This is a genomic window from Devosia oryzisoli, from assembly GCF_014837245.1.
Lineage (GTDB): Bacteria > Pseudomonadota > Alphaproteobacteria > Rhizobiales > Devosiaceae > Devosia > Devosia oryzisoli.
In genome coordinates, this window is record NZ_JACYFU010000001.1 from 562,384 (window position 1) to 578,460 (window position 16,077).

The following is a 16,077-nucleotide window of genomic DNA, read 5'->3' on the forward strand; positions in this document are numbered from 1 at the left end:
CCGTAGAATTTGCGGCAGCGTTAAAGAGTGTTCAACACATCAATCCGATCGCTTGTCTGTTGAAGCTAGTGGTGCAGCTGCCGGCCGCACATTACGAGGCGGATGTTCCTACGCCACCTCGGGAGAAATCCCTCGCTGGATCCGTTCAGTGGGTGCTGCAGTATAGCGCTCGAAAAGGCTCCTGACGAAGATGCCAAATCCGAAGCTCATTAAAGCGAGCGAGATCAGCCAGCCGATGAAGGGCAGGGTGCCGATGAGGCCGGCTAGCACGACGCCAACCAGCATGACGCCAACGCGCTTTAGTGCCGTGTTTATGGTGAAGAACGACCTGCTCGCCCGCATCGCGATGAGATACACCCCAGCCAGGTAGGCGAAAATGCAGGCCGCAATGGCGCCTATGCCGATGAATGGCACAAGGATGAGGCCGACGATTGACAGGGCCGCCACCGGCAACAGTCCAGCGGTCGCAGAGAAGCCAAGGACGCCGAGCCCGAGGGTGGCCAAGGGGTGGGTGGCGGCCCGACGCTCGAAATTCTCGGTCGCCCGCGGCATGAGCGCGATCGCCAGAGCCCCCAGCACCGCGAGGGAGAACCACCAGATTCCGGTGGCGAAGATGGCAGGCCAGATGCCGATGACCACGTTCTGGGCCGTCTTTCCCGCTTGTCCCGTATAGTCCGAGGAGCGCAGCTGCTCGTACTGCACCCGGGCGGGATCGGCGACCCCGGCTGGCAGCGTGATTGGCTCGGGCGCGTGCACGCGGACAATCCCCGAGATCTTCGCACTGGGTCCGAATTCGAGTTTGTTGCCGAAGAATTCGAGGTCGCCCGCGATCGTCCCGCCGAGCGTGGCGTTCTCGGCTGCTACCAGCACCGAGCCGGTAACCGGCGCGGCGAGCGAAACGCTCGCGCCGCTCAGGCGAGCATTGCCCAAAACGGCGGCAGCAGGGTCGACAACAACCGTGTTGCCCACCGCGGTCAGGTCGCCGCCCACCGACTGGCCCACGATCACCGAAAACCCGGCGGCATAAAGATCACCTCCGACCGGCTGGTCGGCATTGACGTTGAAGCCGGCGATATGGGCGTCCCCTTGCACCGGACCGCCCAGCCGCGTATCGAACCCGGCGACGAAAGCATCGCGGTCAACTGGTGTTCCCACGGCGACGTTTTGCCCCGCCACGTAGGTATCGCCAGCGAAGGTCAACTGCTCTTCATCCGCCGACGCAGCGAGCAGTGGTAATAGACTGAGAGCCAATGCGAATAGAGCGGGTTTCATGGCTGGCTCCTCGGGTGAACTCCGTACCCCCATCAGGCAATGGTTGCTTCCACTGACGGAGTGCGCGCGTGCAGTTGTCGGCGCCGCCCGGCGGGAGGAGGGCGGGCGGCGCCGGTCCATGCACGGATGCTAATGCCGGATCTGAATCTGGCGCTGCTTGCCGACATAGTCGGCAGGCTTTGTCATGGTGATGGTGAGAACGCCGTTGAGGAAGCGCGCTTCCACCTTTTCGGGATCGATGGCGAACGGGGCCGTAAAGCTGCGGGAGAATGCGCCGTAGCTGAATTCGCTTTCGAAGCGGCCACCGTTTCCGCCTTCCCGAGATTTTCGCTTCTCCCCCGAAATGGTGATCGTCCGGTCTTCCGTGGTGATTTTGATGTCCTTCTCGTCGATGCCCGGCAATTCCAGCTTCAGGTTGAATGCCTGATCCGCCTCGCTCAACTCGGCCTCGGGAAGAAACTCCGTGGCGCGTAGGCTGGGTGACGGGAAATCGCGGGTCATCTCGTCGAACAAGCGGTCCATCCGGCTTCGCAAGGCCGCGAACGGAGCGAGGGTCGGGGTGGTCATCTCATTCATCTGTCATCTCCTGGGCAAGGCCACTATGGCCGATGGCTACCAGAGCCGCGAAAATTGCGGTTTGACGGTCGTCAATATTTTGCCCGACGATGGCGCAGTTGACCGATGCACAGCGTTGCCGTGGCGTCATACCCCGTGAAGGGCAGGGCAAAGGTCTGCCAGCACTCAGGTACCTCTGTTCTGTGGCGAAGGCCCAGCTCGGTCACCGCTTCGTCCATTGCCGATGCCAGACCATCGGGTGCTGCCGACGGCGGCAAGGATAGGCGCGACGTCTTTTGCCGCCGCCTGATGGCGCCAGTGACGGGCTGCCGATCGAGCGTGTCGCCAATGGGTATGCCGATATCCACGGTGACCGCGCTGCCATGCCTCAGACGGTAGTAGACATAGAGCGTTTTCGCTCCGCCCTCGTCTGGCTGGGCAGACGACAGCAGTTCCTCAAGGCCGTTCTTGATGGCCGCGTCGAGGCAAGCGGAGTCCAGAGACGCATAGCGCGTCACGGACAGCACCAAATGCGAAGAACTTCTTCGCTCGCTGCCAGCAGCAGGCCGGGTCGATAGGGCGATGTTGACGGGGTTGGTCTGCATCTGAGTGTGCACGGCGAGAACCTTTCAGCAGTTGGACGTCCTAGATGCGACCCGCGGGTCAAACGGATTTTGACCCCCGTCAAAACTCGATCATTGGCAGCCGCGCTATCCCTTCAACAAAGGAGAAGCGTCATGTCCGAAAGCAGGCAATTCCGGTTCACAGCTCGACACCAGCTCGAGGCCAGCCAGCTGCTCGATACCGTGAGACAGCTTCTCAGGCAGGGTAATGTGAGCACGCTGACCATTCGCTCGGAGAGTGGGGACATCGTCCTTTCACTGCCGCTCGCGGCCAGCGCCATTGCCGGCGGGGTGGTTGTACTGACGGCACCATGGCTTGCCTTGCTGGCGGCCCTCGCAGGCGTCCTGGCCAAGGTCAATTTGGATGTGACCTATGACGGCCCGGAGTTGAACGACGACCCTCAGAACGGTGGAAGCCATGATTAAGAACATTGTCGTGCATCTCACGGGTTCCGACGAAGACGAGGTGCGTCTCGAAGCTGCCGAAGGCTTGGCGGCAGCTTTCAACGCCCATTTGACTGGGCTGCTGATGCATGTGGATCCGGAAATCGCCGTCATGCCGGAGGCGGCCTATGCCGGTGTCGGACCGGAACTCATCCAGGAGGAGCGCGAGAAAACGGAGCGGCGGAGGAAGGCACTCACCATACAATTCGATAAGATGGGAGTGCCGAACGATTTACGCGTCGTCGAAGGCTGGCGATCCACCATCGGTGGTGCAATGGCCGCAGAGGCCCATGTTGCAGATCTGTTCGTGGGTACGCGTCCCTACGGCGATCCGAACAAGGAGCAATTCCTCGAAGAGGGCGTGCTGTTCGGGTCCGGGACTCCGTGCCTTCTTCTGCCGCCGGGCTATCGTGCGTCGATGCCACCCCAGACCGTTCTCGTGGCCTGGAAAAGCACCCGCGAATGCGCTCGGGCAACTCGAGATGCCATCCCGTTCATGCTGCAAGCACGCCAGGTGGTCGTGGCGTTCGCGACGGAGCGGGCAGATGAGGAAAGACACAATTCTTCGGCAGCGGATGTGGCCCGCTACCTGAGCCGGCACGGCATCAGTCTCGAGGTCCGCGAAATGGCGGGGTGGGAGGCAGCAGACGAGGCCATCCTCACCGAAGCGAAAGACCAGGGGGCGGACCTCATTGTCGCGGGTGCCTTTGGGCATTCGCGCCTGCAAGAGCGTGTGATGGGCGGCGTGACGCGCACCCTGCTAACTCGATGCGAGTTGCCTGTGCTGCTCTCTCGCTAAGCTTGTCGCCGATGCCGCAGCGGCGTACAGTCAGTGACAGTGACCGAGGCAGCAATGGGTCAGTCCTGGGCGAGCCGATACTGGAGTTATCTGGTGGCGCCGTTCCTGGCCGCCGGCTCCTTCTTTGCGCTCAAGCTTGGGGAGAGGCTTTTTGATGTTCGGATCGGTCCCGGGATTGTTCTCGCCGCACTAGTTCTGTCGGGCATAATTGGCTTGGGCATAGCGTTTAGCAGCCGAACTCTTTCCGCTGCGCGCGAGCGAGAGCGGAATACGGCATTGTTCTTGGCTTCGCGCAACGCGGAACTGCGCGCGTTGCTGCTGACGGTGCTCGACGCCGTAATCGTCATCGACGTCAGCGGCACGGTCAGAAGCATGAATCCCGCTGCCGAGCGGCAATTTGGCTACGCCAGCGAAGAGGTCGTCGGCAGAGATGTTTCCATGCTCATGCCTGAGCCCTACCGCAGCAACCATAAGGGCTACATGGAGCACTACCTTCGAACCGGTGAGAAACACATCATCGGCAACGACCGTGTGGTGGTCGGACTTCGCAAGGACGGAACCACCTTTCCCATCAGGCTTGCCGTGGGGGAATTCGCCTTTAACGGTGAGCGGCACTTCATCGGTTTTGTGCGAGACCTGACGGAAATGGAAGAGACGGCGACTGAACTTCAACAATCCCAGAACGAGCTTGCCCGGCTCTCGCGCTACACGGAACTGGGTGAGATGGCCTCAACGCTGGCTCATGAACTCAACCAGCCGCTTTCGGTAGCCGCCAACTATGTCCACGGCGCACGCCGGTTGCTCAATGGCACGAGCGACCCGAAGCTACTGCAACTTCACTCTGCCCTGGGAGAGGCCGGCGAGCAGATCCTGCGCGCGGGTAACATCATCCGCCATCTTCGTGAGTTCGTGCGGCGCGGCGACGCCGACAAGCAGCGCTGCGACGTCAAAACACTGGTGGAGGAGGCCAGTGTTCTGGCCCTGCAAGGTGCTCGGGCGCAGGGCATACGCACCTTCTTCGAACTGTCCGAAACAGCACCCGTGCTGGCCAATCCCGTCCAGGTGCAACAGGTGCTGGTCAATTTGATGCGTAACGCGCTCGAAGCCATGCAGGATAGTCAGAGCAAGACGCTCGTCGTGCGGACATCGCAGGAGGCGGACCACCTGATCGTCGATGTCATCGACAGCGGCACTGGTATCGCCCCCGAGATTGCCGGCAGCCTGTTCAAGCCCTTCGTGTCCGGCAAAGCGGGTGGCATGGGCGTCGGGCTGTCGATTTCGAAGCGGATTGTCGAGGCCCACGGGGGCACGATCAGCGCGAGCGCCAACGCCAGTGGCGGCACGCGGTTCAGGTTCTCATTGCCCGCGCTGGTCGATAGGGAGGAGCGCGATGTCCAATGACATTGTGGTACATATTCTCGATGACGAGGAGAGCGTCCGCAAGTCGCTCGCCTTCCTGATCTCCACGTTTGGCTACCCCGTGCGCATTCATGGCAGTGCCGCCGACTTTCTTGCTGGTCGGCCTTACCCCCTCGGCCACTGTCTGATTACGGACCTGCAGATGCCGGAGATGGACGGCCTGCAGTTGTTGCGGCAACTGCGCAAAGACGAGACGCCGCTCCCCACGATCGTGCTTACGGGTCATGGAGATGTCAGCATGGCCGTTGCCGCCATGAAGGAAGGTGCGGTTGATTTCATCGAAAAGCCTTTCGAGGATACGCTCCTCAAGGATGCGATCGAAGCGTTGACGGGAAAGTCCCGCGCAGCGGCGGCCAGCGATCGCGATCACCAGGACGTTCTTGACAGGCTTTCCAGCCTCAGCCCGCGTGAGCGCCAGGTGTTCGAGGGAATCGTGGCTGGAAAGAGCAACAAGTCGATCGCCATGGAATGTGAGCTCAGTCCCCGCACGGTGGAAGTGTACAGGGCAAACGTTATGGGGAAAATGCATTGCCGAACGCTCCCGGGTTTGGTGCGCATGGCGATGAATGCCGGGGTCGAGATCGGGGACGGCGCGGCATCGGAGGCACACTAGGGTTAATACTAGGTTAACGACCGGAATTTCGGTCCGGCTGGCGAACTGCAATCTGTTCTTCACCTCTCAGTGGAGACAGCAGATGACGTTTCAGGTCGATACCCATCGCATGGGTGTGAACATCGCATCCCCCGCCGGGGCCAGTCTCGCAGGACTGACACACGTTGCCCTCTCTGTATATCAAGCAAACTCCGAAGTTTATGGCCAGGGCGAGCCTGCCGGATCCCTGTACATCGTCGAATTCGGCTGTGTCAGGGTCGGCCGTTTCACTTCCGACGGACGCCGCTACGTTGTCGGTTTCTGCTTTGCCGGAGACGTCTTCGGCTGGGAAAGTGACGTCGTGCACGACTTTTTCGCTGAAGCTGTCGAAATCAGTGGCATCCGCGCGGTTAGGCCCGGTCGTGCCAACGACGCGCCAGCCAAGCTCCTCCCCCTCATGCTCAAAAGCCTGCGGCGCTTCGAACAGCATTTGATCGTGTTGCGCGGGACACGAGTAGACGAGCGCCTCGCTGCCTTTCTGTGTCAGTTGTCGGAACGGCAGGACGGCGAGAGCCTGGTTCAACTGCCGATGCCCCGCAGCGATATCGGCGACTATCTGGGGGTGAGCCTGGAAACGGTTTCGCGCATCCTGCGCCGGTTCAAGGACCGCGGCATCATACGCACGCCCGATACCCACTCAGTGGAAATCCTCGATTGGCAGCGCCTGCAGAACCTTTGTAGCGCGTGACTACTGCAAATTGACCAAAGTCAAGGGTGGCTCCGCCGCCGACGCTACCCTCGCATCGGCGCTTCCGCCAAGTCACGAGGAGCAGGAAATGGACGACATAACACTGAAAAATCTGATCAATGAGGAGCTTGAGTTCGAGCCCAGCATCGATGCTGCTGATATCGGTGTCGCCGTGGAGAATGGCATCGTGACGCTGTCGGGGCACGTGCCGAACTATGCTCAGAAGAACAAGATCGAGGAAGTGATCGGCCAGATCAAAGGGGTGCGCGGCTACGCAGAGGAAATTGAAGTTCGTTTTCCTGGCCAGCACTCCACTGCCGACGACGTCTTGGCCAAGCGGGCGGCGGATCTCATCCGGTGGAACGCCTTCGTTCCGGAAGACGCCATCAAAGTGAAGGTCCAGAAGGGTTATGTCACGCTGACGGGTACGGTGGAGTGGCAGTACCAGAAAGAGCGCGCCTATCGGGCCGTTGCAGACATGGACGGGATCGTGGGGGTGTACAATCGCGTCGACATCAAGCCGCGTCCTACCGCAGGCGATGTCAAATCGCGCATCGAACAAGCGTTGAAACGCAATGCCGAGCTCGAGTCCGAGGCGATCAAGGTGAATGTCAGCGACGGGAAGGTCACCCTGGAGGGCCAGATCAAGACCTGGTCGGAGCGTGGCATCGCCGAACGCGCAGCCTGGGCAGCACCCGGTGTCAAGCAGGTCGAAGATCGCCTGAGAATTTCCTGACAGGCGTTGCAGCGAGCGGGCACGCCAGCCCGCTCGCAAAGGGGGGCAGCATGACAGTCTTGCCTCACATCAACCTCGAGATCCGCACGGGCCGGTCATTGCTTTCGAGATGACCGCCGCAGAGAGGGACTGAAATGTCCAATGCTGAGTGGCATCGCCTCAACCCACAACCCATCTATCCGCGAGCGCACTTTCTGGGATGGTATCTCAGGCACGAGGCTGCCTGCGACTGCCAGCCCATTCCGGAGACCGTCCTGCGCGAACTCGACGCGCTGGGGATCGTCACACCGGGGCGCACCCACCGCTTCGGCATCGGTCAGCCCGCCGTCATCGGCCAGCACCACCCCGTGCCCAGGCGCCCGCCGTCGCTGCCGGTGCTCCACTCATCCTGAACACGCGGCGGTTAACAGCGCTCGGCGAGCTCAAGGCGGACGATGACGGTGTCTCTTGTCTGGCCCGGTTCGGCGCTGAATCCCAGCGCCTGAACCAGGTCGAGCATTCGCCGGTTCTCCCGCATGATCGATCCGAACAGTTCGCCGACCTTTTCTGCCCTGCCGTACGCGATAAGGTGCTCCATCAGTTTCTTGCCTAGCCCCTTGCCCTGCAGATCGCTGCGCACCATCAGACCAAACTCAGCCTTGCTGCGATCGGGGTCTGCTGCATAGCGCACAATCCCCGCAAGGGCGCCCTGATCGAGCGCGACGAATGCAATGTCACGATCGTAATCGAGCTGGGTCAGCCGGATCAGTGTTTCCCGCGGCAGGTCTTTCGTCGGCACGAGGAACCGCAGCCGCATGTCCTCTGCACTGATGCCCGCGAGGAAATCCGGATAAAGCGCTGCGTCCACGGGCCGAATGGCGCGGATGTCGTAGCGCTCTCCATCCAGGTCCACGCTCTTTGCCCAGGCGGCGGGATAGGGTCGGATGGCGAGAGCCGGATTAGCCACGCCAGCGGGTGGGCGGGAAAGGTCGAGTTCGATCCGTGCGTCGAGAACAATGGCTCCGGCCTCGTCCACAAGCAGCGGGTTGATGTCCAGGGCCCGGATCTGCGGGCAGTCGATGAGCAACTGTGATACCGCCTTGAGTGCGTTGACGATGCTGCCATGGTCGGCCCGTGGACGGTCCCGATAGCCGGCCAGGAGCCGGCTGATGCGCGTGCGGCCGATCATGGCCTGGGCCAGGACGTCATCGACGGGCAACAATTCCATCGTGGTGTCGGCAATGACTTCCACGGCCGTGCCGCCGGCTCCGAACATCAGCACGGGACCGAAGACCGGATCGTCAGCCACGCCGATCAGCAACTCATGAGCGTTTGGCCGCGTGATCATCTGCTGAACGACGAAGCCGTTGAGCTGATGCTGAAGTCCCTTGGCGCGGAGGCGTTCAGCGATGGTGCGTGCCGCTTCGGCGGCGGCATCGGCCGTTGGAACGCCTATGATCACGCCCCCCAGATCCGATTTGTGCGTCAGGGTCTCAGACACCATTTTCACGACAAGCTTGCCCCCCTCATGAAGAAGGCCGGCCGCTGCCTGGTGCACGTCATCGGCCGATGCGACGGTCACTGACGCCGGCACGGCAATGCCATAGCTGCCCAGCACCGCCTTTGCTTCGACCTCGGTCAGCATGGTGCGGTTGGCCGCGGCTACCTTCTTTATCACCGCTGCTGCCGAAGCACGGTCGACATGCAGGGTCTCGAACGTGCCGGGGACGCGCTGCAATTGATCGGTCAGCCTCTGCCGGTCGAGCAAAACCCCGATCGCTTGCGCCGCCTCCGATGGCGTATCGAGGCTGGCAATGCCGACGGCGTTGAGGGTACGCCTGGCTTCTGCCGCCGCGTGCTGGCCCAGCCATGTCGCCATGACCGGCTTTCCGCCGATGCGCCCCTGTTCGCACTTGCCAGCGACAGCTTTGGCCGCCGCGGCCGGCTCGGCCAGAGCCGTGGGGCAATTCATCGCCCAGACGAGGTCCACTCCCGGATCTGCGACGGCCGCCTCGATGGCACCCACGTAACGCTTGGGAGGCGCATCGCCGATGATGTCTATAGGGTTCGCGTGCGACCACGTCGGCGGCAGAATGGCGTTCAGGCTGGCAAGGGTCTCGGGGCAGAGCGAGGCAAGGGCCGCGCCACGGTCGAGCAGATGATCGACCGCCAGGACGCCGGCGCCGCCACCATTGGTGACGATTGCAACCCGACCGCTGGTCAGTGCTCCAAAGCGGGCGGTGATTTCCGCTGCGGAGAACAGATCGTGCAGGTCACCGACGCGAATGACGCCCGCCCGCTGCAGGGCTGCCTCGACAACGCCATCGGCTCCCGCCAAGGCTCCGGTGTGCGTCTGGGCAGCCTGCGCTGCCTCTGCATGCCGCCCCGGCTTGACAGCGATGACCGGCTTGATGCGCGAGGCGGCGCGGGCGGCTGACATGAACTTGCGCGCCTGGCTGATGCTTTCGACGTAGAGCAAAATTGCCGATGTCGCGCTGTCCTGAGCGAGCATATTCAGGCAATCACCAATGTCGACATCGAGCATGTCGCCTACCGACACGATCTGCGAAAAGCCGATCCCTTCCGCTTCAGCCCAATCGATGATCGAGGAGACGATGGCGCCCGACTGCGACACCAGTGCCAACGATCCGGGTCGCGCGTCGATGTGGGTGAAACTGGCGTTGAGGCCGAGATTGGGGGCAAGAAAGCCAATCGAGTTCGGTCCGATTATGCGCACGCCGTGGCGACCCGCGGCCTCCATCATTGCTTTCTTGCCCTGCGCATCGATGCCGGCTGTAATCACCACCGCTGCGCGGCTGCCGGCAGTGCCGATCGACTCGATCAGCCCGGGCACGCTGACCGGTGGCGTCACGATTACGCAAAGATCGGGGACCTCCGGAAGCGCCCGGACCTCGGGGTAGCAGGGTAGTCCCCAGAGGGACGAATACTTCGGGTTGACCGCATAGATGGGGCCCCGAAAACTCCGTCTCACATTGGCGAAAAGCAGCGCCCCAACCTTTCCGGGCACATCGGAGGCGCCGATGACCGCGACCGATCTGGGAGCGAACGCGCGGTCGAGATTGCGGATGGTCATGTTCGTGCTCCTGTGCTGTCTGCTGACCGGTGTAGCCGCCTCAACGCGCTGTGCCTTGACCTGGAACAACCACCGGCTCTTTCATCAGTGGCACCAGAACCTGCTCCGCCAGCGCCTCGACGCCCTGGCGTCCGAGATGATCGCTATCGAAATAATAGCGCGCCTCCGGCAGCAGGGCGGAATAATCCTCCAACTCCAGGCCGCGCAGCTTGAGCTGGTCTCCGAGCGACCGGTCGAAGTCCGCCTCTCCCGGGAGTTGCGCATAGAACCTTGGCGGCACCGGCAGTTTCACCACGTGCACAGCCATTCCTGCCGCGCTCGCCCGGTCGACAAGCGCCATGAAGCTCTCAAGATAGTGCCGCAGGGTCTCCTCACCGCCGCTCCCCGCCGGGTAGAGATAGGCGATGCGCTCAGCTTCGGCTACCGCGGAAGGTCTGTACCGACGGTCGAAGTTGGCCGCCGCTTCCCAGATGTCCGGCATGAAACGTTCGGGGTTGTTGACCTTGGGAAATCCGGTGAGGTACGCGGCTGATCCGACGGGCGAGAGCATGCCACCCAGCCCGCCGGCAACCAGCGTGCCCGAGCCCCCCCGTAAAGGGCGTGCGCGCGAGCAAGTCCGTATCCACCAGGCGCTCCTCGTTCCACTGCGCGCTGCGGAAGGCGAAGGAGTCGACGACATAAAGCAGCGCCGCTGCAGTTCGATGGCGCAGGAACTCCTGCAAGACGGCATCCGCATAGACCGGTCCGACCCGCTGAACCGCCAGGTTGAGGATGCTCCTGCCGCTCAGATTCTCAAGACGGCCCGCCCAGCGCATCGAGTTCGTCTATGAAGATGATGCAAGGCGCAGCCCGCCGCGCCTGTTCGAAGAGATCGCGCACACGCGCCGCCCCCACGCCCACGAACATCTCGACGAATTCCGAACCGGTGATGGAAAAGAATGGCACGCCGGCCTCGCCGGCTACCGCCCGGGCCATCAACGTCTTGCCGGTGCCGGGCGGGCCGACGAGCAGGACACCCTTTGGAATTCGGGCACCCAGCCGGCCATATTTCTCCTTGTCCTCGAGAAAGGACACGATCTCCATGAGTTCCGCTTTGCCCTCGTCGATGCCCGCCACATCCGCGAAGGTGACCCCGGTATCCGTTTCCACATAGACACGGGCGCCCGATTTACCGATAGCGGTCAGCCCACCGATGGAGCTGCGCTCGGCCATGCCGCGGATGACGAACCACCAGAGGCCCACGAAGATCGCTGCCGGCGCCACCCATGAGATCAGCGTCGTCAGCCAGTTCTGGTCACTGGCCCCGCTGACCTTGACGCCGGCCTTGGTGAAGAGGTCGACAAGGGCAGGATCGGCCCGGCGGGTCACAAAGTAATCGCGCCCCTCCTGTGGATCGGTGAACCGGCCCTCGACCATCGTGTCGGTAATAGAGACCTCCGCAATGCTGCCCTTCGCCAGATAGGCCAGCATGTCGGAGTAGGAGATGTCCATCACCGACCGTGCCGTGAACCAGAACTGGAGCGCAATGAACAGCAGAAGTGCCGCCCCCCAGTACCACAAGGTGTATTGCCGGCTCTTGTCCATCCTGCTCCCTCGCCGTCTCGCCAGGGAACACAGTCGCACCTCCAAAAAACCTGCAACTTGATGGTGGTCAATCCGCAGACATGGCGCGGACGATAAGGCTTGGGGGGCAGACCCGACTTTAACCGTGGACCTGCGGTGGCGCCAGCTAGCGCTTTTTTGCCCTGCGTCAAAGTCTTTGGTTCTTGTCCCCCCACCATCGGGGGCACTCAACAAGGAGACATCAGATGGACAGCGCCCTGCAAAGCAAAATTCTCGATCTGCTGGACAAACACCGTATCTTGACGCTGGCAACGCTCCGCTCCGATGGCTGGCCGCAGGCAACGACGGTTGGTTATGTCAGCGAGGGGCTGACCCTCTATTTCATGACGGGCAAGGACACGCAGAAGTCCAGGAACCTGGCGCTCGACAACCGTGTGTCGCTCACCATCGACAGCGACACGGCGAACCCCATGGCCATTGCGGGCCTATCGATGGCGGCTCGCGCCATTCCCGTGACCGACGAAGCGCAAATCCGAAACGTGCTTTTTACCGCGCTTCCCAAGAAATATCCTGAGTACACGGCGATGATGACAGACGTGGACATTGCCGACGTCGCCGTGTTCGAACTTCGGCCCGAAGTGATTTCCGTACTCGACTACACGCAGGGCTTCGGACACACGGACATGGTCATAGTCGGGGAGGCCGAGCGGCAGGTTGCCTGAGGAGCAGATTCTTAAAGGCGTCGCCTGGTCTACGAAGGACCGGTGACTTCGGCCGTAGAGAAAGGGCATCCAGAACACAGGATGCCCTGAACTGAGAAGCCAGAACGACGGGTCTGTTCGCTCGCCGCCCCATAGGCCGCCAAGCCGATGCGCCGACCGAGATGACCGCGGCTGACCTCGACACCGATTTTCGCGAAGGGCTCTGCGGCCATCACCCCGGGAAGGCGGGACACCTCATAGAGCGCGGCGGCCGGCCGCGAAGCCAGGAAAGTGACGGTCGCGTCCTGCCGCTCGGTGCGGTTGAACGTGTAGTCGACCATGAAGTTCATCGCGCCGATCGACCATAGCGAACCCACGAGAATTGCCGTCGCCAGGGACATTCCCATGACGCTCCCTGCGCTCCGCCACGGCCAGTGCAGCAGATGCCTCGTGACGATGATCCACCGCTGCGGGAGTTGGATCCGGATCGGATTGAGGCCCTTGAAAACACGCCGGTAGGCAGGGGGTGCCGGCGGTACCATCGCGACCGCGGGGGGCAGCCACGCCGCTTGCCGGACTGCCCGGATGGCCCCGATCACGGAGGCACCCATGGTGACGGCGGCCGCAATGACGTAGAGCACCGGGGCCCGGCTGAAGACCAGAACCGGAAAACTGTAGTAGCGCGCATAAAGCACAGTGAGCGCGTTTCCCGCCCAGATGCCGAAGGCGTAGCCTATCGCGATCCCGAGGATCGAGATCAGCAGCACGAACTCGATGTAGTGCCAGGCGATGGCCCAGGAACTGTAGCCCAGCGCCTTGAGGAGGCCGATCTGTTCACGCTCGAGAGCAATAAGACGGGTCAGCGTCATGTTGACGAGGAAAGCGGCCACCAGCAGGAATATCGGTGGTAGCACCGCGGCCATACCCCGCAACTGCGTAAGCTCCGCGTCCAGAAAGACGTGCGAGGTCTGCTGGTCGCGACCATAAGCCCCTTGTCCACCGTAGGGCGCAAGGAGACGGTCGACCGCAGCAATCACACTGGAGGCGGACGTCCCGGGCACCAGCTTCAACGACACCGTGTTGAATGCGCCCTGCAGGTCATACGTGGCCGCGAGCAACGCCTCTGGCACCCATAGAATGCCGAACCGGCCCTCGCTGGGCATGATGTCGCCGGGCGTCATGGCGTAGATGTATTCCGGCGAAAGGGCGATGCCGGTAACGGTGACATTGCGCAGCCTGCCGTTCATCACCACCGCCAGGCGTGATCCCGGCGAGAGGCCGCGGGCTTGTGCAAAAACTTCGCTGACCACCGCTTCCGTGCCGGAACCGAGTTCAGGCAGGCGCCCGCTCCGCAGGTAGAGCTGGTTGAGGACCTCCGGCCTGTCCGGCAGCGACACAAGCAGGACGGAGGCGGGCTCATCGAGCCCCTCGATGTCGGCCGGAGCCAGCTTGACGATGCGTCCCTAGACGGCTTGGACACCATCCGTAGCCCCGATATCGCCGAGCAGGGATCTGGGGGCGCGGGCGAGGCCGACGAAGAGGTCGGCAAAGTTGCTGTTGGTGTAATAGTCGACGCGCGTGCGGTCCAGCGATTGGTACGTCCCGACGCCGATGATCAGGGCCGCCACCCCGGCGGCAATGACGAGAGCAATAGACGCCACCTGCGCCCACAATCGACCCAGTTCGCGCAGAAGCTTGAGGTGGAGGGCGCGCATTCCGCTTCACCAACTTATCGCGGAGGCGGGAAGGCGGGTCTGGTTCGTTTCGATCGACGCGATGCGCCCATTGGCGAAGTTGATGACGCGGTGGGCAATGCCCCGGATGGCGACGTTGTGCGTGATGACCAGCGTGGTTGTCCCGAACTCCTGGTTGACCTGCACCAGGGCCTCGAGCACGACCACGCCGGTGCGCGAATCCAGCGCCCCCGTGGGCACGCACAACAGCAGGTCGGGCCGCTTGGCCACAGCCCTGGCAATGGCGACGCGTTGCTGCTCGCCGCCGGAGAGTTGGGCCGGGAAGTGGTGCATGCGACCGGACAGACCGACGAGGTCGAGCGCCTCCTCGGGGCGCATCGGCCGGTTCGAGATTTCCGTCACCAGCTTGACGTTCTCGAGGGCGGTCAGGCTCGGGACCAGATTATAGAACTGAAAGACGAACCCCGACATGTTCGCGCCGGTAGCGGGTGAGGGCGCTTTCGCTGACCGAGGCCAAGCGGTGGTCAAGGAACCACGCTTCCCCCGACGTTGGGATGTCGAGGCCGTCGACAAGGTTGAGGAAGATCGACTTGCCCGAGCCCGATGGCCCGAGGATGACGTCGAACTCACCTGCTCGTGCGGAAAAATCGACGTTGTCGAGGGCAAGGACTTCAACCTCGCCCATCCTGTAGATTTTCGTCAGCCCCTTGGTTCGCAGCAGCGGTGGCGCAGCACCAACCTCTGTCGTTCCCGAAACTCGCGCGACGATCTTTGATCGCCGTCAAACCTCTCCAACAAACCGCGAAACGGCGCTGGTGCGGCCACAACTGGATAACACGCGATCGCGCAGCCCCGGTGTTCCTGGAAGTTTTGGTTATGTCTGAGAGGCGGTGGTGGAGGGGACTGGATTCGAACCAGTGTAGCCTAAGGCGTCAGATTTACAGTCTGATGGATTTAACCACTCTCCCACCCCTCCACAAAGATCACTCGCGGGCAGGACAACGATACGATGGCGCGTCGTCGGGGCGGTTTATGGTTGGCTGCTGCAAAGGTGTCAACACCCCAGCGCGCTGTTCACGAAAGAAATCGGCGGGCGTGCACACATACTCTTGCAAGCCGGGGCAGGATCGCGCTAATCGACGTCCTGCCGGTCCGGCGTGCGGGTATAGCTCAATGGTAGAGCAGCAGCCTTCCAAGCTGAATACGCGGGTTCGATTCCCGCTACCCGCTCCATCACTCCCATGACATGTTCTGGCGCCGGAAGGGTGCATGGCCCTCCCGGCAGCTTGCGTCAGTAGTTTGCGGCAAGCGTGCGGATATGCTCGCGATGCTGTTGCAAGGTGGGCAGGGTCGTCTCAGCGAACTGCTTGAGGGCGCTGTTTTCGCCAGTGTTGGCAAAGCCCTCGAAGAGCGCCACGGCCTCGTCATGGGCCTGCACCTGTGCGGCTACGTAGGCGGCGTCGAAAGCGTCGCCCTCTGCACGGCTGACCTGATCGAGCATCTCCTGATGCTTCTGGTCGAGTTCGCTCGGCGGCGTGACGCCGTCCTGGCTGGCAGCAGCCTTCATGGCTTCGCCGGCCTTGCTGTGGTCGTCGATCATCTGCTGGGCAAATGTCTTGACGTCCTCGCTGGTGGCGCGCTCAAGCGCCAGCTTGCTGGATTCGATTTCGAACATGTTGCTTGGCGCCGCCATGGTGGCGAATTCCGTCGGGTCCGTCACGTTCATCGGCTGGACCTGGGCGTTGGACGGCGCTGCGGCTTCCTGGGCAATGGCTGGAACGGTAAAAGCCAGAGCCGTGGTTAAAAGGAGTGCACGGATTTTCATGGTAGGTCTCTTGGTTGGTGTCTCTCAACCAGA

17 protein-coding genes, 2 tRNA genes and 1 pseudogene are annotated in these 16,077 nt (G+C 62.3%); 9 read left to right on the forward strand and 11 right to left on the reverse strand.

Annotation, left to right across the window (positions count from 1 at the left end; all coding sequences use genetic code 11):
• Window positions 1-108: 108 nt before the first annotated feature.
• The 3 genes from IC608_RS02845 to IC608_RS02855 form a co-directional block, all read right to left on the reverse strand.
• On the reverse strand, window positions 109-1,272 hold the full coding sequence (locus tag IC608_RS02845; protein WP_191772508.1) for a bactofilin family protein: 1,164 nt from the start codon (window positions 1,270-1,272) through the stop codon (window positions 109-111).
• Window positions 1,273-1,401: 129 nt separating this feature from the next.
• Window positions 1,402-1,848: an Hsp20/alpha crystallin family protein gene (locus IC608_RS02850; RefSeq protein WP_191772509.1), complete on the reverse strand. Its 447-nt coding sequence runs from the start codon at window positions 1,846-1,848 to the stop codon at window positions 1,402-1,404.
• 71 nt (window positions 1,849-1,919) lie between these two features.
• On the reverse strand, window positions 1,920-2,444 hold the full coding sequence (locus IC608_RS02855) for a hypothetical protein (protein ID WP_191772510.1): 525 nt from the start codon (window positions 2,442-2,444) through the stop codon (window positions 1,920-1,922).
• A 120-nt stretch (window positions 2,445-2,564) separates the two neighbouring features.
• On the opposite strand from IC608_RS02855, the gene IC608_RS02860 reads away from it, so the two are divergent.
• The 7 genes from IC608_RS02860 (at window position 2,565) to IC608_RS02890 (ending at window position 7,580) form a co-directional block, all read left to right on the forward strand.
• On the forward strand, window positions 2,565-2,876 hold the full coding sequence (locus tag IC608_RS02860; RefSeq protein WP_191772511.1) for a DUF4342 domain-containing protein: 312 nt from the start codon (window positions 2,565-2,567) through the stop codon (window positions 2,874-2,876).
• On the forward strand, window positions 2,869-3,693 hold the full coding sequence (locus IC608_RS02865; protein WP_248306203.1) for a universal stress protein: 825 nt from the start codon (window positions 2,869-2,871) through the stop codon (window positions 3,691-3,693). Before IC608_RS02860 ends, IC608_RS02865 begins: the two co-directional genes overlap by 8 nt.
• 93 nt (window positions 3,694-3,786) lie before the next feature.
• The gene (locus IC608_RS02870) at window positions 3,787-5,094 is read left to right on the forward strand and encodes a PAS domain-containing sensor histidine kinase (RefSeq protein ID WP_345890819.1); all 1,308 of its coding nucleotides are present in this window, start codon (window positions 3,787-3,789) and stop codon (window positions 5,092-5,094) included.
• Window positions 5,084-5,725: a response regulator FixJ gene (gene fixJ / locus IC608_RS02875; protein WP_191772514.1), complete on the forward strand. Its 642-nt coding sequence runs from the start codon at window positions 5,084-5,086 to the stop codon at window positions 5,723-5,725. Before IC608_RS02870 ends, fixJ begins: the two co-directional genes overlap by 11 nt.
• A gap of 82 nt (window positions 5,726-5,807) precedes the next feature.
• Entirely contained in the window at window positions 5,808-6,452 is a 645-nt protein-coding gene (locus tag IC608_RS02880) for a helix-turn-helix domain-containing protein (protein WP_191772515.1), read from the forward strand.
• Window positions 6,453-6,540: 88 nt separating this feature from the next.
• Window positions 6,541-7,188 carry a BON domain-containing protein gene (locus IC608_RS02885; protein ID WP_191773762.1) on the forward strand — a complete coding sequence of 216 codons (648 nt, stop codon included), beginning with the start codon at window positions 6,541-6,543 and terminating at the stop codon, window positions 7,186-7,188.
• A 134-nt stretch (window positions 7,189-7,322) separates the two neighbouring features.
• Window positions 7,323-7,580, forward strand: coding sequence for a hypothetical protein (locus tag IC608_RS02890; RefSeq protein WP_191772516.1), 258 nt, complete (start codon window positions 7,323-7,325; stop codon window positions 7,578-7,580).
• 11 nt (window positions 7,581-7,591) lie between these two features.
• Here IC608_RS02890 and IC608_RS02895 read toward each other — a convergent pair whose 3' ends face one another.
• The 3 genes from IC608_RS02895 to IC608_RS02905 form a co-directional block, all read right to left on the reverse strand.
• Window positions 7,592-10,261, reverse strand: coding sequence for a bifunctional acetate--CoA ligase family protein/GNAT family N-acetyltransferase (locus tag IC608_RS02895; RefSeq protein ID WP_191772517.1), 2,670 nt, complete (start codon window positions 10,259-10,261; stop codon window positions 7,592-7,594).
• A gap of 40 nt (window positions 10,262-10,301) precedes the next feature.
• Window positions 10,302-10,811: an SGNH/GDSL hydrolase family protein gene (locus IC608_RS02900; protein WP_191772518.1), complete on the reverse strand. Its 510-nt coding sequence runs from the start codon at window positions 10,809-10,811 to the stop codon at window positions 10,302-10,304.
• Window positions 10,812-11,053: 242 nt separating this feature from the next.
• Entirely contained in the window at window positions 11,054-11,845 is a 792-nt protein-coding gene (locus IC608_RS02905; protein ID WP_191772519.1) for an ATP-dependent metallopeptidase FtsH/Yme1/Tma family protein, read from the reverse strand.
• A gap of 224 nt (window positions 11,846-12,069) precedes the next feature.
• Here IC608_RS02905 and IC608_RS02910 point away from each other — a divergent pair, with 224 nt between their 5' ends.
• Window positions 12,070-12,546: a pyridoxamine 5'-phosphate oxidase family protein gene (locus tag IC608_RS02910; RefSeq protein WP_191772520.1), complete on the forward strand. Its 477-nt coding sequence runs from the start codon at window positions 12,070-12,072 to the stop codon at window positions 12,544-12,546.
• Between the two features lie 29 nt (window positions 12,547-12,575).
• Here IC608_RS02910 and IC608_RS02915 read toward each other — a convergent pair whose 3' ends face one another.
• The 4 genes and pseudogenes from IC608_RS02915 to IC608_RS02930 form a co-directional block, all read right to left on the reverse strand.
• On the reverse strand, window positions 12,576-13,922 hold the full coding sequence (locus tag IC608_RS02915) for an FtsX-like permease family protein (protein WP_191772521.1): 1,347 nt from the start codon (window positions 13,920-13,922) through the stop codon (window positions 12,576-12,578).
• A gap of 66 nt (window positions 13,923-13,988) precedes the next feature.
• Window positions 13,989-14,240, reverse strand: coding sequence for a hypothetical protein (locus tag IC608_RS02920; RefSeq protein ID WP_191772522.1), 252 nt, complete (start codon window positions 14,238-14,240; stop codon window positions 13,989-13,991).
• A gap of 6 nt (window positions 14,241-14,246) precedes the next feature.
• A pseudogene (locus tag IC608_RS02925) lies at window positions 14,247-14,904 on the reverse strand (ABC transporter ATP-binding protein).
• A 206-nt stretch (window positions 14,905-15,110) separates the two neighbouring features.
• Window positions 15,111-15,195: transfer RNA gene (locus IC608_RS02930), tRNA-Tyr, on the reverse strand.
• 183 nt (window positions 15,196-15,378) lie between these two features.
• Between IC608_RS02930 and IC608_RS02935 the strand changes: the two genes are divergently transcribed.
• A tRNA-Gly gene (locus IC608_RS02935) sits at window positions 15,379-15,452 on the forward strand.
• Between the two features lie 58 nt (window positions 15,453-15,510).
• Here the strand turns inward: IC608_RS02935 and IC608_RS02940 are convergent.
• Window positions 15,511-16,044: a DUF4142 domain-containing protein gene (locus IC608_RS02940; RefSeq protein ID WP_191772523.1), complete on the reverse strand. Its 534-nt coding sequence runs from the start codon at window positions 16,042-16,044 to the stop codon at window positions 15,511-15,513.
• Window positions 16,045-16,077 lie beyond the last annotated feature (33 nt).

What these genes read in the sequence shown, in the direction of transcription:
- IC608_RS02845 (WP_191772508.1), bottom strand. Translation starts at nt 1,272, where the DNA reads ATGAAACCCGCTCTATTCGCATTGGCTCTCAGTCTATTACCACTGCTC.
- IC608_RS02850 (WP_191772509.1), bottom strand. Translation starts at nt 1,848, where the DNA reads ATGAATGAGATGACCACCCCGACCCTCGCTCCGTTCGCGGCCTTGCGA.
- IC608_RS02860 (WP_191772511.1), top strand. Translation starts at nt 2,565, where the DNA reads ATGTCCGAAAGCAGGCAATTCCGGTTCACAGCTCGACACCAGCTCGAG.
- IC608_RS02865 (WP_248306203.1), top strand. Translation starts at nt 2,869, where the DNA reads ATGATTAAGAACATTGTCGTGCATCTCACGGGTTCCGACGAAGACGAG.
- fixJ (WP_191772514.1), top strand. Translation starts at nt 5,084, where the DNA reads ATGTCCAATGACATTGTGGTACATATTCTCGATGACGAGGAGAGCGTC.
- IC608_RS02880 (WP_191772515.1), top strand. Translation starts at nt 5,808, where the DNA reads ATGACGTTTCAGGTCGATACCCATCGCATGGGTGTGAACATCGCATCC.
- IC608_RS02885 (WP_191773762.1), top strand. Translation starts at nt 6,541, where the DNA reads ATGGACGACATAACACTGAAAAATCTGATCAATGAGGAGCTTGAGTTC.
- IC608_RS02890 (WP_191772516.1), top strand. Translation starts at nt 7,323, where the DNA reads ATGTCCAATGCTGAGTGGCATCGCCTCAACCCACAACCCATCTATCCG.
- IC608_RS02895 (WP_191772517.1), bottom strand. Translation starts at nt 10,261, where the DNA reads ATGACCATCCGCAATCTCGACCGCGCGTTCGCTCCCAGATCGGTCGCG.
- IC608_RS02900 (WP_191772518.1), bottom strand. Translation starts at nt 10,811, where the DNA reads ATGCTCTCGCCCGTCGGATCAGCCGCGTACCTCACCGGATTTCCCAAG.
- IC608_RS02905 (WP_191772519.1), bottom strand. Translation starts at nt 11,845, where the DNA reads ATGGACAAGAGCCGGCAATACACCTTGTGGTACTGGGGGGCGGCACTT.
- IC608_RS02910 (WP_191772520.1), top strand. Translation starts at nt 12,070, where the DNA reads ATGGACAGCGCCCTGCAAAGCAAAATTCTCGATCTGCTGGACAAACAC.
- IC608_RS02920 (WP_191772522.1), bottom strand. Translation starts at nt 14,240, where the DNA reads ATGCGCGCCCTCCACCTCAAGCTTCTGCGCGAACTGGGTCGATTGTGG.
- IC608_RS02940 (WP_191772523.1), bottom strand. Translation starts at nt 16,044, where the DNA reads ATGAAAATCCGTGCACTCCTTTTAACCACGGCTCTGGCTTTTACCGTT.